This window comes from Dolichospermum sp. UHCC 0260 (genome assembly GCF_009711985.1).
Classification (GTDB): domain Bacteria; phylum Cyanobacteriota; class Cyanobacteriia; order Cyanobacteriales; family Nostocaceae; genus Dolichospermum; species Dolichospermum lemmermannii.
In genome coordinates, this window is the sequence record NZ_VIKZ01000010.1 from 25,776 (window position 1) to 41,821 (window position 16,046).

General features: G+C 38.5%; 13 protein-coding genes. All 13 read right to left on the reverse strand.

Annotated elements, in window-relative coordinates; genetic code table 11:
- Position 1: 1 nt before the first annotated feature.
- The 13 genes from FJR08_RS06245 to FJR08_RS06305 all read right to left on the reverse strand — a co-directional run bounded on the left by FJR08_RS06245 (position 2) and on the right by FJR08_RS06305 (position 16,029).
- The gene (locus tag FJR08_RS06245; protein WP_168632562.1) at positions 2-1,414 is read right to left on the reverse strand and encodes a hypothetical protein; all 1,413 of its coding nucleotides are present in this window, start codon (positions 1,412-1,414) and stop codon (positions 2-4) included.
- Between the two features lie 226 nt (positions 1,415-1,640).
- Positions 1,641-2,525, reverse strand: coding sequence for an FkbM family methyltransferase (locus FJR08_RS06250; RefSeq protein WP_168632563.1), 885 nt, complete (start codon positions 2,523-2,525; stop codon positions 1,641-1,643).
- Positions 2,526-2,693: 168 nt separating this feature from the next.
- The gene (locus FJR08_RS06255) at positions 2,694-3,842 is read right to left on the reverse strand and encodes a glycosyltransferase family 1 protein (protein ID WP_168632564.1); all 1,149 of its coding nucleotides are present in this window, start codon (positions 3,840-3,842) and stop codon (positions 2,694-2,696) included.
- Positions 3,833-4,579, reverse strand: a complete 747-nt coding sequence (locus FJR08_RS06260; RefSeq protein ID WP_210422232.1) for a hypothetical protein — start codon at positions 4,577-4,579, stop codon at positions 3,833-3,835. Before FJR08_RS06260 ends, FJR08_RS06255 begins: the two co-directional genes overlap by 10 nt.
- 143 nt (positions 4,580-4,722) lie before the next feature.
- Positions 4,723-6,393, reverse strand: coding sequence for a GMC oxidoreductase (locus tag FJR08_RS06265; protein ID WP_168632565.1), 1,671 nt, complete (start codon positions 6,391-6,393; stop codon positions 4,723-4,725).
- A gap of 107 nt (positions 6,394-6,500) precedes the next feature.
- Complete coding sequence (locus FJR08_RS06270; RefSeq protein WP_168632566.1) at positions 6,501-6,659, reverse strand: hypothetical protein; 159 nt, start codon at positions 6,657-6,659, stop codon at positions 6,501-6,503.
- 69 nt (positions 6,660-6,728) lie between these two features.
- Entirely contained in the window at positions 6,729-8,063 is a 1,335-nt protein-coding gene (locus tag FJR08_RS06275) for a DegT/DnrJ/EryC1/StrS aminotransferase family protein (RefSeq protein ID WP_168632567.1), read from the reverse strand.
- 13 nt (positions 8,064-8,076) lie between these two features.
- On the reverse strand, positions 8,077-9,276 hold the full coding sequence (locus FJR08_RS06280; protein WP_168632568.1) for a glycosyltransferase: 1,200 nt from the start codon (positions 9,274-9,276) through the stop codon (positions 8,077-8,079).
- A gap of 90 nt (positions 9,277-9,366) precedes the next feature.
- Entirely contained in the window at positions 9,367-10,425 is a 1,059-nt protein-coding gene (locus tag FJR08_RS06285; RefSeq protein WP_254435697.1) for a glycosyltransferase family 2 protein, read from the reverse strand.
- Positions 10,426-10,443: 18 nt separating this feature from the next.
- Positions 10,444-11,361, reverse strand: a complete 918-nt coding sequence (locus FJR08_RS06290; RefSeq protein ID WP_168632569.1) for a glycosyltransferase — start codon at positions 11,359-11,361, stop codon at positions 10,444-10,446.
- An 87-nt stretch (positions 11,362-11,448) separates the two neighbouring features.
- A complete protein-coding gene (locus FJR08_RS06295; protein WP_217357485.1) occupies positions 11,449-12,342 on the reverse strand; it encodes a glycosyltransferase family 2 protein in 894 nt (297 codons plus the stop codon).
- 12 nt (positions 12,343-12,354) lie between these two features.
- Complete coding sequence (locus tag FJR08_RS06300) at positions 12,355-14,088, reverse strand: ABC transporter ATP-binding protein (RefSeq protein ID WP_174783001.1); 1,734 nt, start codon at positions 14,086-14,088, stop codon at positions 12,355-12,357.
- Positions 14,089-14,397: 309 nt separating this feature from the next.
- Entirely contained in the window at positions 14,398-16,029 is a 1,632-nt protein-coding gene (locus FJR08_RS06305; protein ID WP_168632571.1) for a glycosyltransferase, read from the reverse strand.
- Positions 16,030-16,046 lie beyond the last annotated feature (17 nt).

Below are 16,046 nucleotides of genomic sequence, written 5' to 3' on the forward strand. Positions count from 1 at the left end.
GTTAACGCTCTTCTGTCCAGGTAAGAGACAAGAAATATCCCCCCTGCTCTGTACTGTGCCTCTGCCGCGTCTGTTTCTTCAGTCGTTGTTCTTGCCATGCTAGTCCTAGAATAAAAGCAATAGAAAGCATGAAGCCTGGTTCTTCCATTTGAGTAAAAATAAAACCCATCACGAGAACAGTTAGTAAAGTAACTTTTAAGGAATCATCTAGACCAAAATGTTGCCAAGTTAAATACCATAGAAATAGGTATGCTCCTACACCCAAAAGCCCTAAATCTCCCCATATTCCAGCCCAACCAAAAATGGGGCTGAAAAGACTGGAACTATAACAAAGCCAAAAACTATTGACAAAATCCATTGCTTCCTGACTAATTGGATTGGTGGTAGCACCTAGTGGTCCGAGTATAAACCAATAATCTCTAAGAAACCATACTCCTAGACGGCTGACAGTATGTCCAGGACCTAGACCAAACAACCAATTCAGATAGGATTGATAATGAGATAAAATAGAATGCACCGAGTAGAATTTGGCATACCAAGCTTGACCGTCTGATCCGTAAAGTTCCGGTCGCGCCCAGGCCGTAAATCCAGCAAATGCTTCTAAATTTTGTACGCACCAAAGAAATCCGTATCCGAAGAAAGTGATCGCACTCAGAAATTTGATCGTTTTACCAAAATCCTTTGAATTCACTAAGATTAGAAGAATCCAGGCAACTAAATAAGCAAGTAAAAGTTGTTTGGAATCGGAAAAGAGAATCTGCCAAAAAGCAGCGATAACTGCCCCGATTCTCATCCATAGCGGAAAACTCTTTTCATTAGTGAAGAAGTATAAAGCAAAGGCAATTGATACCGAAGCCGATACATAATTACCAGCCCCCGTAGGGAAAAAAACTCCGCCACATCCGTCCGTTCCATTGAGTCCCTTCGCATAGAGTTTCCCGGCCTCAATTAGGGGTTTCTGGGCAGCAGCGAGGACAAAGTTAATCAGAACAGACCACATCAGCCACTTCTTGATGCGGGTAATGGATTCCGCAGACATAGGAATACAGACGATGGACAAGAGGAAAATAAAGGGTTCGCAAAGCATCATGAAAGAGACAATTGCGTTAATCAAGCCTGTGTTATTCCATAATGCACTAGCTAAAACTGCGACCAGAAAAATCAAAAGTCCTAATACAAAAGAATAGGCAATATTAATTTGTTTGCGATCTTTTGCCCGACTGGTAAATAATACAACTCCTAAAACAAAGGGAACAACTGCGAAGTGAGCAAGGTTCAGGATTGAAGGAGCGCGAGTAATGGCACAAAAAATACGGGAGTAGAAAACTACGGAAAAGGCAAGGATAATTAAGCTTGTATTATCAATCCATCCTTTCTTTTTTGGTTTCTTAGTTGTGGGTGAATGCAAATACATAATTTGCCTATTGTATGATTAGTTTTTCCATTTGATGCAATAAATAAAGATGAATGGGGTAGAGAATAAGGGCTAGATTAGTACAGCATATTCGATGTTTCTGAGGTACAGTGACCAATTTAAATTCCAAGGTTTATAACCAACCATGAAATTGGTGTACCTCATTTACCTCAAAAGTGCCGTATATGCACCATATTCATTGGCGAAATTTTGTAAATATTCTGCATTATTCAAACTTTACTTGCCATTGAGTCCTGTTTTGAAAATCCTCTACATTCTTGATGCCAATGAGATTTTCCAAACCTGATAAAGGCACATATTGATTATTCACAGGTATAATTTCTTTTGCATCATTCTTTCTCTTGAAAAGTCTAAAACCAGATTTCTCAACCAATTTCAGGACATCTGAAGCTTGATATCCAAAACTCTCGTAATTTTCGGGACACACTTCAAAGTAAATGCAATTTACTTTTTCAAGGGTTTCCTTACCAGCTTCAAGAACATATTTTTCATACCCCTCAACATCTAACTTTAAGAGAGAAATATTACTAATCTCCTTTAAATAATTATCTAGAGATACAATTGGGACTTTGATGCTATTCTCAGATGTATTTGAAACTTGGTTTTTCTCATCTGTAAACTTATTGGTAAAGTAAATATATCCTTCGCTATTTCCTACAGCACAATTGTGAATTTGCACTCCACTTAAATTATTTAAATCCATATTTTCTTGAAGATATGAATATGTCTTAGGGTGAGGCTCAAAGGCTATGGCTTTACCAGTTTCTCCAATACATTTAGCTGCTGGTATCAGAGTAATTCCAATATTTGCCCCTATATCTATATATATGTCACCCTCTTTTAAGAAACTGGAAATAAACTCATAATCTTCCTTCCCCGCAGTTGGTTCGTACCAATAGAGGCTACTAAGTCCAGTTGGATGAAGAAAAATTTTATAGTCCTGAACATTAATCTTAATTTTAAACAACCTAGCAAAACCAGACCTTCCCATCAAACCTGCTGTTAAACGGCGCATTGGATGCTTGTCTTGAACTATTTCCCAAAATTTTCTTCCTATGAGCATATATTTTTCTCCAACAAATTTATTCATCTACAAAGCTATAGCAGAATTCAGGATTTATGAGTGCTGTATAGATTTTTCTGTAAATTTTGTATCTTAGTCCAAGTTAATTTTACTATAAAACTTTGATGTATTTTAAAGTAACACTGATATATGAATTATTGTAGACAAATTGGCAAAATCTCTGTTTAATCTTTTTCATAAATCATTGAAGATTCCTATTTTATAAGTTGCAAAAGTTTTCTCATAAATCGTTGCCACCTGCTCTGCTGTATTTTGCCAGTTAAAAAACTGTGACCTAGATAGTCCTTTCTCAATTAAGTTTGCATAAAGAGCAGGGTTTTTATAAAGCTCAATCACTGCATCTGCGATCGCTTGTGGACAATTGGGATCTATCATTATCCCCGCATCTCCTACCACTTCTGGCAAAGATGAAACATTAGAAGTAATCACAGGAGTACCACAGGCCATTGCTTCCACAATTGTTAATCCAAATCCTTCATATAAAGAGGGAGCTAAAAGCACATCAGCGGCATTGTAAATTTGCACTAGACGGGCTTTGTCTGGATTACCTAAATTGAAGATATATGATTCCAGATCGTGCGCTTGAATAAAGGCTTGTTGCTCCTGCGTAAATCTATCTCCTGTTTTCCATAGACATATTGGAAATCCCTGTTCTTTTAAATCTTTTAATACTCGCAGGACTGTCAAAATGTTTTTGCGTTGATGGGTGCTACCAACATTTAGCAAGCAAAAAGTATCAGGTGAGGGCGTATACTGCTTACGAATCTCGGACACCTCTGAAGTAGGAAGCACTTGAAATTCTGAACTGATGCCATTGAGAGCAACAGTGATTTTGTCTGGTTTAATCTTTAACATCCGGGTGATATCTTCAGCCGTATTGGTAGAAACTGCAATTACATGATTTGCTTTTTCCATCCCACGCACTGAATATTTCCACATAGCCGTACTCAATGCCGGAATCCGTGATTGATCTCGCAAAATTTCTGGATAGATGAACTGCACCAAGTCATGACAGGTGACAACTACAGGCTTATTAGCTCGATGTAGTCCATAGACGATATGAGCATCGCTTTGGTCAAGCACATGAAAAATATCTGCCTTTAATCCAGAGACAGCGTGAGGATGCCGCCAAAAAGTTTCATAATATTTTTTAACGCCCAAGCCTGATAGATAGAGTTTATCAGAGCTATTCCAGGGAATGGGTGCAATCTCGGCAATTTCCCAATTTGGTCGCACTGTCTTTAATCCTGCTACTAGGTTGTCAGCATAGACCTCTAGACTAAACGTAGATCCTGGTACTCGTCGTACAATCATTATTCGCATTGATTTTTCATCTTCTGGTCAGTGTTTTTGTATGGTTGTTGACCCCAGCCTCTATGCCAGATGTATGTCTTCTTCCGAGAGAATAGCCAAATAAACCAAGTGACAAAGAGAATTATTGCCCCAAGTCCCGGTATGTTTGCCAAAGTGACAATTTTTGCCTTTCGTCTCATGGATGGGGTATTTGCACTGAGACTGCTTGAGCGAATACGATACCGTAAAAGCATTTCCGGGCATCTTGCTTTGCGAACGATACCACTGGTACGAACCCACCACTCGCCACATTCTGCTTCGTAAAGCGATTCGTTGAATGGATGCTGTCTCATGGTTTCAGTTCGTACCATCCACGATGAGGGCAAGGGAAGATAGCGTGCCATAGCAAACGCCCGTATGCTGCCCTTTTCATTCGTGAGGTAGTGGTCAGCACCGACGAAATCGCACCCTAAGTTATTTGCATAGGTACGTTGAATCAGCGTTTTTTCCTGACACCAAACATCGTCACCATCACAGTATGCTACCCATGTCATTTTTACGTATTTTAAAGCTTGATTGCGAACCGCTCCTGGAGGGGCTAGTGGCATCCGAGCAATTTCTAATCGGGGATCTGCAATTAGAGAACCCAGTGTTGTCTCTACCCAAGTATTCTTTTCTTCAATGCAGAGAATGACTTGACCAATGGCGGGGTCTGAAATCACCGCTTGCACAGTATCACGCAAAAAGGGTTTTTCACGATCAGTCATTGCGGTAATGATGGCGGACACATCTTGACTGTCACATTTTTGTTTGCAAAGCATATTTTTCTAATTCTACAGGCTATTTTTTTATAAAACTTATTAATGCCTTATTAGATAAAGAAAACACATACAAATTTTACTGAATCGCTCTATACAAGGGTATTCTTTAGATAATTAGCTAATCTCAAAGCAAACGCCACAATCATAAATGTGGAATTGGCTTGACCAGAAGTTACAAAAATAGAACTACTGGCAACAAATAAATTATCCAAACCATGAATATTACAGTTAGTTCCGACAACACCATCCTGGGGATGTTCTGACATCCGCGTTGTCCCAACTTGATGAAATCCATCTCCAGCCTGTTCCCAAACACTAGCTTCAAGATCATTTGTCACATACTTTAAATAACCACAGTTATGCTCTCTGAGGTACTGATCCCAATATCTATGAGCTTGAATTACACCTTCGATATCTTGCTGTGTGAACTGAAGATTGATATTCAGTCTTCGCATTCCTATTGCATCCCTTTCATCTGATAGGGTGACAGTGCTATTGGGGTTGGGTATCTGCTCACTGTGATAGTGCAAAGGATATTCATTAGCAGCACTGTAGACAAACAAGGCCGGAATTTTTCTTTTGGCAAGATATCGCCCATAGCCAAAACGAGGAACAAAAGCGATAGCTTGTTTAAAGTCTTTCAAAACATTCATAATATGCGCTCGATAGACCCCCTGATTCTCTTTTCCTATCGCAGCTTTTCGCATTGCTGTTGAGGTCAAGTAATTTCTCAACACGGGCATATTTAAGGCTAAATAGGCAGAAGATAAAACGCCATTTTGATGAGATGGATCACCAAATTTGGGAGATCCTAGCCAAGCTACAATATTGGGAAGTTGTTTTTCATGTAAGAACTCACGAGTGAAGGAGAAACGACGACGCAAATAGATTTTGTCTGGATCTCGATCAAACCCAAAAACAGTATCTTTGGGTGGTGTGGTGAAATGTATAAGGGCAATATCTCCCGAAAGATGCCCCATGTAGAACTTTCCTAACAGTCCACTATGGTTGCCGATGCCACCTGGATGCTGCCGATCAGAGGCAAGTAGTAGACGAGTAGTGTTTAATGCACCACCTGCCAGTACATACTTTTGACATTTCACCCAAATATTCTTACCTCCCAAGGTTTTGGCATGAAGTAACTCAACCTGAGTGCCTTGTTCATTAGTTTCAATTTCAGTGCAAGTTAAGCCATAAAGTAGTTTGATCTTTTGGGACTGCTGCAAATCATGAAAATATTCTTTACCAAAGTTGGTAGGGAGAGACCATCTTTCTAGGGTTGAGTTAAGTACCTCTGCATCAGGTAATCCTGGAACAATGGATTTCTGCTGGATGTTGGAGATATTTTTGATATTAAACTCTGACTGACCACAAAAGAAATAGTCACACGCCCTTTGAAAGTAACCTGTAATTTCCTGATAAGTGACAGGCCAATCTGAATTCTGAATATAAGGTCGCTGATCAAAATCCACAGGGTCGTAGGGCAAACAACGCCCACCCCAAATGATGGATGTTCCTCCCAATTGTCTGCGAGTACATTCTGACATGGGTGCATGGAATTGGGGATCGAAATGACTGGCTTCGCCGAGATTTTGAATCTCCTTAGAGAAATGTAAACGTCCACTCTCGATGAGAGCAACTTCGTATCCTACCTTAGCTAACTCTAAGGCTAAAACAATACCAGCCGGACCTGAGCCAACTATTGCAATATCTGATCTGAAAGTAGTTTCATTTTCAAGACTTTCTGCATCAATAAACATTTGTATGATTGTACCTTTAGTTTAATAACGTCAGTTGCCACATTGTCAGAATCAGGATATCCAGGATTAAAGGATTAACAGGATGGAAATAAGGCTTTTATCACCAATTACTTATTATTAGCCTTAACTTGCCAATATGAATGGGATAACCACGGATGAATCCCAGGGGCAAGACTAGCTATATTGACAAAAAGCATCCCGGCAATTGTGATGCCGCGAAAAGTATCTAGGGAATGCAGACGAACCGATTGTTTGAGAGAGTGCATACATTGAAAGTTCCTGATGATCCAAGCGATTGGAAGTCACAACTACATAGACAAATCCTCAATGTAGTCTTAGTCCGCGCAGGCGGACTTAGTTTGTATAGCAGCGATTTCTAATCGTCGGGGCTTGTTTTCAATAGTGGGGGTTGCTTTGGCAGCAAAATATTTGCGGATGACCTCAATATTTTTTTCCACTTCACGGCGGGAGTAGCTAGGATAGGTTGGCAAGTACAATAACTCTTTCTCAACTTGTTTGGCGTTGGGGCAATCCCGATAAAACTCCTCAAATCGAGGTGAATCTGCGGTACTGGTAAAATGACCTGCGGCGATATCTCGACCTTGCTCAAACATAAACTTGAGTAGATCATCTCTGTGAGAATAGAGAACTGGAAACCAAAGGTAGGTATGAGAGCCATCATTACGGAGGGGCGGTAAGATTAAACCATGAATATTTTTTAGCCCCTCGTAATAAATATGGGCATATTCGATTCTGGTATTGATATCTCGATCAATATTTTTAATTTGTGATAAGCCAAGACTAGCTTGCAATGGGGTAAATTGAGATTTGTAAATATCAGGAAGTTCTGTTGCTGGTTTACTTTCTTGAGGTTTTCTCCTAACTTTACTGTTAATAAATTCAACATTATTGAGATAACTGAACCGCAGAATTGGGTAGGTTAAAAATTGGAAAAGAATAGGCAAACTAGCAATATCATGTATCAACCCTTTTTTAACTTTTTGGGTAATACCAGGCAGGGGAGGATGGGAAAATTCCTTTAATTCAGAACGAATTTTCTCAATCACATCTTGGCGATGAGAAACTACAACTCCTCCAAGAAACGTAGGTAGATTTTTGTGCATTTCCAAACTAAATACACCAACATCACCAATAGTACCAACTGGTTTTCCTTGTTCTTGTACGCCAAATGATTGGGCGGCATCTTCAATTATCGGGATATTGTAGCGATCGCAAATTTCTTTAATCTGGTGTGCTTTAGCAGCAAGTCCATGTAAATGAGTAATTAAGACTGCCCCAGTATTAGGATTAATTAGCCTCTCTACTTCAGCCGCAGAAATGTTACAAGTCTCTATGTCAACATCGGCAAATACGGGACGACCTCCCGCAAAAATTACCATGTTTATAACATCAACAATGGTATAAGGCGACAAAATTACTTCTTGTCCAGGCTTGATTAGAGCTTTGATTGCTAGGTATATCCCCAGGCGACATTGATAAACACAAACTGCGTCATCAGTGCCAAATCTCCCGCCAAGTACCTGCTCAAACAAGTCAATTTTTTTGCTGTTTTGCCATACTTGTCCAATTAGGATGTAGTTCAAAAATGTGAGGTAGCTGTTGAGATTTGTATAAAGGCGATTCTTAGGATTCGGGCTAAAATTGAACATATATATTTCCTTATTAACAGGGTTGAAGCAGAATAGTTTGCCATAAAGAGATTAATCTATGGGCAATTTTTTCATGGGTGTAAATTTGGTGTACTCGGGCCATACCATAGCGGGCAGTTTCTTGTCTCCATTCAGCATCGTTGATTAGTCTGGCGAGGATATCAGCCAATGCACTGTGATCTTCTTCTGGAAATACCAAATCAGCACGACCAATGACATTGGGAATCTCACCTGAATTTGAGCCGATGACGGGAATTCCCATAGACATAGCTTCTATGAGAACATGACCGAATTGTTCCTTCCACGTTGGGGTTGAGCGAGAAGGTAATACTAAGACATCAAATTGGCTCAGTTCTGCGGGGGCTTGCTGATGAGGAACTGCGCCTCGCCAGACGATGCGATCGCTAATTTGCAGATTTTCGGCTAGTTTTCGCAGTGCTACTTCTTCAGAGCCAGAACCACAGAGAATAATTTGACTATTGATGCCGAAATCACTCAGTTGAGCAACTGCCCTAAAAATGAGGTCAATTCCTTTGCTGTGAGCTAAACGACCGAGAAAGCCGATCTGAAAAGTAGATGTATTGGCTGTGGGTGATTTTATGGATGGGGCAAAAAACTGTGGATCAACTCCCATTTGCGGCATTACTTCTAATAAGCCCCGATAGTTCCACTTTTTCATCACATTAGCCCCATCTTGATTACCGGAGATAATCGCACTAGCAGTATTCAAGACAAATTTGCATATCTGCCAACGAGCTAGTGGTAATTGGCGTAATTGATTTTCCCATCCAAATATAACAATCGGTTTCTTGATGATCCGAGCTAAAATAGCGACTTCAAAAGCGCAGAGTGAAAATACTTCTTGCTCAATTTGGATAATATCGGGTTGAAAATCTTGCAATACTTGCCAAAGTACCCAAGGGGGATATAAATGCGCTCCCACTCGCCCCGAAAACATCACGGGAGCCGAATAGAGATGGAGATGAGAATAAGGGCGTTCTAGTGGGATGAGACGATCCCATTCTAAGGCTTTCCAGTTACTCGGAGCTAGAAGAGCGACTTCAATATTTTCCTGCTGGGCGATGGCATTCAATTTGCCCTGGTTAACACCGACAACATAGGCATGACTGACAAAAAGAACTTTTAAAACTTTGGCTGTTATATTAATTTGGGCTGTGGGCAAATTGTCACGGTGTTTTTGTTTTAGCCTCATAAGACCTCGCGGTAAGTGGGAAACGAGCGTGGCTTGGCTCCCTGAGAGTGTCAATTATTTTAGTTGGTTAGTATTCAAAAAACGATTTGTTTAGGCAATCAGCGCCCGAATTTTAGTCACAGTCCAATCAACTAACTTGGGTCGGTGTTGTGGTGCATACAACCATGTAATTGCCGGTTCAGCTAGAGGTAATGGCATCAATCCCACCCAGATAAACCAGAGGCTGTAGAAAAGTCGCTTTTGCCAATTAAAGTCTGAGTATTTCCAGAGACAACGAATTCCGGAGTAAATTAAATTGAGTGGGCGATCGCTCGGAACTGGATGCTTGTGAGGATCTAGGCGTAAAGAAATAATCCGCGACCATAAACGTCCGAGTGAGCGTTGTTCTAAATCAGTAGGAACTTCATAGCCCAATGCTTTGGCTTTCTGGGTTAACAAAGCAAAGTTCTGTAAATCATGGCGCACAAAGCGTTGAAATCGAGCAGCCGTTACTGTTGCCAATGCCCACTGATTTGTATCATGAATTCTGTAAGCACCCAGTGGTTTTTCTATGGCAGCAACATCACCATAAAAAGGAACTTGGAAAGATAAATAGTCATCTGCGGTAAGTTTATATTCATCAGGAATGGGAAAAAGCTTTTCCAGAACCTGCGGATTTAGGGCATTACCGCTAGTGGGAGTGCTGACATATCCACCTTGATCTAAGAGGATTTTTGACACCTCTCCATTGGAAAGAGGGGCAGATCCTTGGGGAGAAGAGTAACCAAGGGATTTTCCCATTTTATCAACAACTGTTAAGCGATAGTGAACTTTAGAAAGTTCTGGTTTCCAGACTGCAACGATTTCTTCAACTGCATAAGGGAATAAATAATCGTCCGCATCCAGAAAAATAATGATATCGCCCTTACTTTTGGCAAACCCACTATTGAAAGCCCCAGCTTGTTTGCTATTGGGTTGGAAGATGGGAATGATGCGTTGACCATATCCGGCAATAATATCACGAGAATTGTCAGTTGAACCATCATCAACAACAATAATTTCTGTATGAGGATAGGTTTGGTTAATGGCGCTATTGATTGCCTCTGGGAGAAAGCGATCGTAGTTATAGTTATTGATAATGATGCTAACCAAAAACTTAAAATTCATCATATTTATTGACTATCTTCTTTACCTGGACTTTGAGAAACCCGTGAGCCAGACATTCACTGCGGCTTTGATGCGAGAATGAGGTCTCCAGTCATACGGATTAAGAAGATTTAAGAGACTTAACCCAACGAGATCGCGCTCTTCTCCGATATTGAACTTAGTAGATCGATATGCTAAATTCTTGGAAAGATCGATTTCGATATTAAACCCTGACTGCTTCAAAAATTTATTTAGTCTATTTGCTCGCACTTCGTGATAGTGGATCTCTCGTTTTTCTGCCTCAATCGTATTGCTCCAATTGTTAGAACCATGAAGCCGCATCAGTGATAATGCTTGATCGATCCCCACAACATTTCCAAAAAATGGTGCCAAATCAGCAAGATATGTGTCTGCACAAATTCGATATTCTTTCTCAGGAATATTCATAACTTGCAATAAAAACTTTCTGGAAAAACTGAGTCCAGTTGTGGGTGGCCAAGGCCACCAGCCTCCACAGTTAACCACTTTTTGAGCAATATTTCCTCGTACCACTTTATGCGGCCAAGGTCGGTTCAAGGGCTTGCCGGTTTTATCTACATTCTGAACTTTGTGATAAATAACGGAAGCATTGGGATATCGATCAAATGCACCTGCGACACATTCCACTTTCTGAGGATGCCAGGCATCATCTGAATCTAAAAAGCAAATAATTTCTCCTTTGCTAACCGCAAAACCCAAATTTAATGCAGAAGATTGACCTCCATTTTCTTTGAGTATTGGAATAATTTGGTCGCCATATCCAGCAATAATATCACGGGAATTGTCAGTTGAACCATCATCAACTACGATTATTTCAGTATTGGAATAGGTTTGATTTAAAGCACTATTAATTGCTTCTGACAAGAAGCAATCATAGTTATAGTTATTGATAATTACACTAACGGTAGGGTTATTCTTCATATTAAATTCTCGACGCTTAGATAATGCTAATTTTAACAACTCTTACAACAATCAAAACAATAAAGAATTTTTCTTCATTCTTAAATTTCAAATACTATTAACAGTCAGAAATTCCATAATAAACATCAATGATTTAGGAAAAGTGTGTCTAATAGTGCTAATCAGACCTCTTATACCTCCATACCTCCAATTAAAAGCTGCTGCGTGGATAATGGCATAGGGAAGATAAATTATGGCTTTAAATTTATTATTTTCCGTAGCAAAATATCGCTTAAATGTCACATAAATTCGGCTGGCATCATGATAAGGTTCATAGTATTTGCGATTAATTTCTGATGGAAAGTGAAAATTAATTGCTTCTGGCAAGAGTACGATTTTAAATCCTTTTTTGATCGCTCTAGTTGTTAAGTCAACTTCATCATTTCCGTAAACTAATTTCTCATCAAATAAGGTATCTTTGAATAAAGAGGCAGGGAAAACTGCACTATTAATCACAACTGTTTTGATGGTATCACCTTCTTTATAACTAACATTCTGCCATCCTACAAAACTTTGTTCTCCAGGAAAGATAAGTTGTCCATTTTTGTTTTCAATTCCACTGATAATAAGTTTATTAATATTTTCTTTTTCGGCAATTTTTGCTAATTTATTGCACACCATTTCTAAGAAATTCTCATGTAAAACTACGTCATCGTCAATAAATAGTACGTGTGAACCTGTTACCGATTTCAAGACATTATTTCTGTTTGCACCCAAGCCTTTCCGTGGACCTTCTAGATATTTCACCGTTGGAAAATGGGAAATCATGAGTTTTTTAGTATCATCATTTGTACTATCGTCAGACACAATCACTTCAAAGGCAGGATAGGTAGAACGCTCAACAGAATGTAACGCTTTGCTAAGTTCTTGAGGACGATTTCTGGTGCAAATACAAACTGATACGTTAAAATCAATCCCTATTTTTTTATTAAGATTATTCACAAAAATCTCCTATTATATTCCTACAATTACTTCCTGGTAACTACCTGATTTAATAACCCGACCTTGTTCCAGTTGATAAATACAATCGCAATGCTCAATTGTCGAAAGGCGATGAGCAATAATAATAATTGTTTTAGTACCGGCTAAAGCTTTTGTTGCTTGAGTAATTAGATGTTCTGTTTCTGTATCTAGCGCGGCAGTTGCTTCATCAAAAACTAGTATTTCTCTTTCGTGATAAAGTACCCGCGCAATTCCCACTCTTTGCCGTTGTCCTCCTGATAAAAGAACTCCCGCCTCACCAACAACAGTTTTTATACCGTCTGGAAGTTGCTCGACTACTTCGCTAAGTTGAGCCATTTCAATTGCTTTCTTGAGGCGATTTTTGTCAATTAAATGATCGGCAACCCCGAAGGCAATATTCCGCTCTAAAGTATCATCAATTAAAAATATAGACTGGGGAACATAGCCAAGCATATTTTGCCAAGCGCGTAAATTGTTATAAACTGAAACCCCGTCAACTTTGATATCTCCAAATTGCGGGATAAAAAGACCGAGAATAACATCAACCAAAGTGGTTTTACCAGCACCAGACTTACCAATTAGTCCAATAGACTCTCCCTTGCGAATAGATAGAGAAATATCTTTTATTACATTTGTTGTACTGTTTGGATATTGAAAAGTGATCCTATCTAAAATAACTTTATCAGAAAACTGAAATGTTTGCTGATTTTGGTTTGGTAATAAGTTCTGAGAATGACTAGGAGAATTAACGTTAGTTATCAGCTTTTCTTTTTCTAACTCTTTAAGATCAAAAAATAGTCTGTCAAGAGAATAACTGGTACTTCTAATCACATTAATCCCAGAAATTAAATTTCCAACTGCCGGCATCAGACGAACTGAAGCCAGTGCAAAAATTCCTAAAACTCCAGTCAGATTATGTGTGTTATTTTGATTTAAGGTGATAAATAAAAATGTAAAGCTAATCAAGAAGCTAATCATTAATGGCTCAAGTACAAAGCGGGGAAGATTACCATAGGCTGAACTTAAAGTAGTAGTTTTGGCGTAAATTTCCGACTGCTCTTCTATCTGATTTTCAAAATAGGATTCACAACCAATAACACGAGTTTCTTTCAAGCCACCTAGTCCATGATTCGTAATGCGAATCATTTCGCCATAAGCATGAAATCCCTCTTCATTCCAACGAGCTAAACTATCTTTCATTGGATGTAATAATCCAAAAAAAATAAGTAGAATGACAGCAATGAGAATCAAGGCAACTGCATTAGTGTTGATTAAAAGAAACATCAATGCTACAATAATTGTGCTATTACAGATAGAGGTCAAAAGCGTAGAGACTACACCAATACAGACTGCATCTGTTGTGTTAATGATATTTTGAACAAGTGTTGCTGAATTAATCCGCAAATGATAGCTATAGGGAGCTTCAATATATGCTTTTAGTAGCTTGCAAGATAGTTCTCTTTTTAAGCCAAAGCTAAATTTGAAGACTGTTTTTTGAGCATTAAAAGCTAAAAAAGATTTGAGATAAAAAGCAATAACAACCACCAATCCTAGAAAAATCAAAAATTGGTGTTCGGAGTGAAAATTTATCTGGTTATAAATTCTATTTAACCAGTAAATATTTTTAATTGTATCTGGCTTAACAGCGGTCGCAATAAATGGAGCAATCATTCCAGTTCCGAGAACTTCTAAGCCAGAAACAAAAATGAATAAAAAAAGCAGCATTACAAGCGACTTATGATTGCCTTTTGTAATATATAAAAGCTTAGGTAGAAAATGAGTCACAAGTGTTTAATCTCAGATAAATTGAATTTATGAAGAGAGCTATTTAAAATTAAGTTATCCCAATAATTAAGATATCCATAACATACAGCACTTTGCTCAACAGTTTGGCACAAAATTAAATTCTATAACCCTTGCCCCGTAAAAAATTTGGATATTTAGCTGTGGCAATTTAACAAGAGAAGTGCTGTATTTGTTACTTAATTAAGATAAACCAATAATTAGTGGATAGAATGACAAATGATGCCATTTTTACTCTAAAGGCGAGCGCAACGAATAATAATAATATTTAATCCATTCAGGTATTAAAAGAGTTAGCGGACTATTATCTGAGTTATGCTTCTGGAGTATTGTTAACCAATAGCGAAACTTTTCTGGAAATGGCATAAACTTTATATATGGTGCAATCAATTTGTCAATAGCATGATCTGTGCCATAAATTTTTGGCAAAAAGACATCTGGTTCACCTGTAAACATCTCATCTGTCAAATCTGAGTTCATAGTTGGTCTAGGTGTATTAGCAGCAGCATAGTAAATATTATTCAGAAAATTCTGACAATTATTTCCCCAATGAGTTGCTGCAATTTTGTTTTTGGTTGCTTCTCCAAGTGATAAGCGATAATCTTCATCTTCAACTAAAGATGACAGAACTGATGTATACATATCAATATCCTGGACTCGAATCAAATTTCCCTTCAATCCAGGTGCATCCCCACCAAGAATATCGCAAACAGATGAATAGGGAAAGCGAGTTACTAAAGGTATGCCGTAGCTTCCTGCTTCGAGTAGTGATGTATTCGAGGAGATAGGAAATGAGTCAATATAGATATCAGCAGCCTGATAGAATATTGCTGTGTTTTCAGTGGCTTTAACTACTCTAATTCTTCCATCGGTTTGCTGAATAGCTGATGACCAATCCTCTGTATTATCTGCACCAACAATAAGTAAAATCGCTTGCTTGTATTTTTTCAATAATGGAATATGTGTATCAGCAAAGATAATTCCATCAATTGTTCTGTATTTCACAGATCTAGCAATTGAGACTATTAAAACGCAATCTTGCGGGATACCAATTTGTTGTTTTGCTTCTGATCGAGAAAGCAATCTTTGACTAGGTTCTAAAATAATGGGAAGCAATAAATTACGTTTTTCTTCAACGCCTCTTCTTTCCTGTGATAGACGCATACTAGCTTCACTCAGGTTAGCAATAACATTGCTAATTCCCATTCCTAACCAAAATAGATGATCAGCGAGATTTATATAAATAATTGGTGGAGATTCTTGCTGATTGGTAAATGCAATCATCGGAATAACATCTTGACTGTATATATGCAGAACTACTAAATCTGCTTTTTCAGCAATTTTTCTTAATTCTTTGGCTGAAGAAATAATACTACTACTATTGATGTTTTTATTCAGGTAGTGTATCTTGCCTTGACTATTCCTAACAGCATCACTTAACAACTTTGGTAATTTATGTACTTGTCGCGTTAATACAATTGAGTGAGAACGCTCTTTATCTTGATTAATCCAACGCCAAATCATTCTGGAATGTCCACCAATTGAGGCTACATAAGTAGAAACATGGAGTATCTTTTTTGGTGGGCTGAATCTAGAGATCCGATTAGTGTTTGCTGGTATAGCCTGTTGGCCAATTTTGATAAGAAGTTGTTCAAGTTCCCAACTGGTAAAAAGACCGGGATGTTTTCCACAGGCATATGCAGCAGCAATTTCTGCATATACAGCACCCATAGTATACTCGCCACGCTCTACATAATCCTGTGCCTGAGTCACTAGGCTATGGAATTCCTTGAAGTTTTGTTGAATAATGAGTTGGCCTTCTTCTCTCCAAAAGTTGAGTCTATCGCTACTTAATATTTCCATATAATGTTCCTTTACTT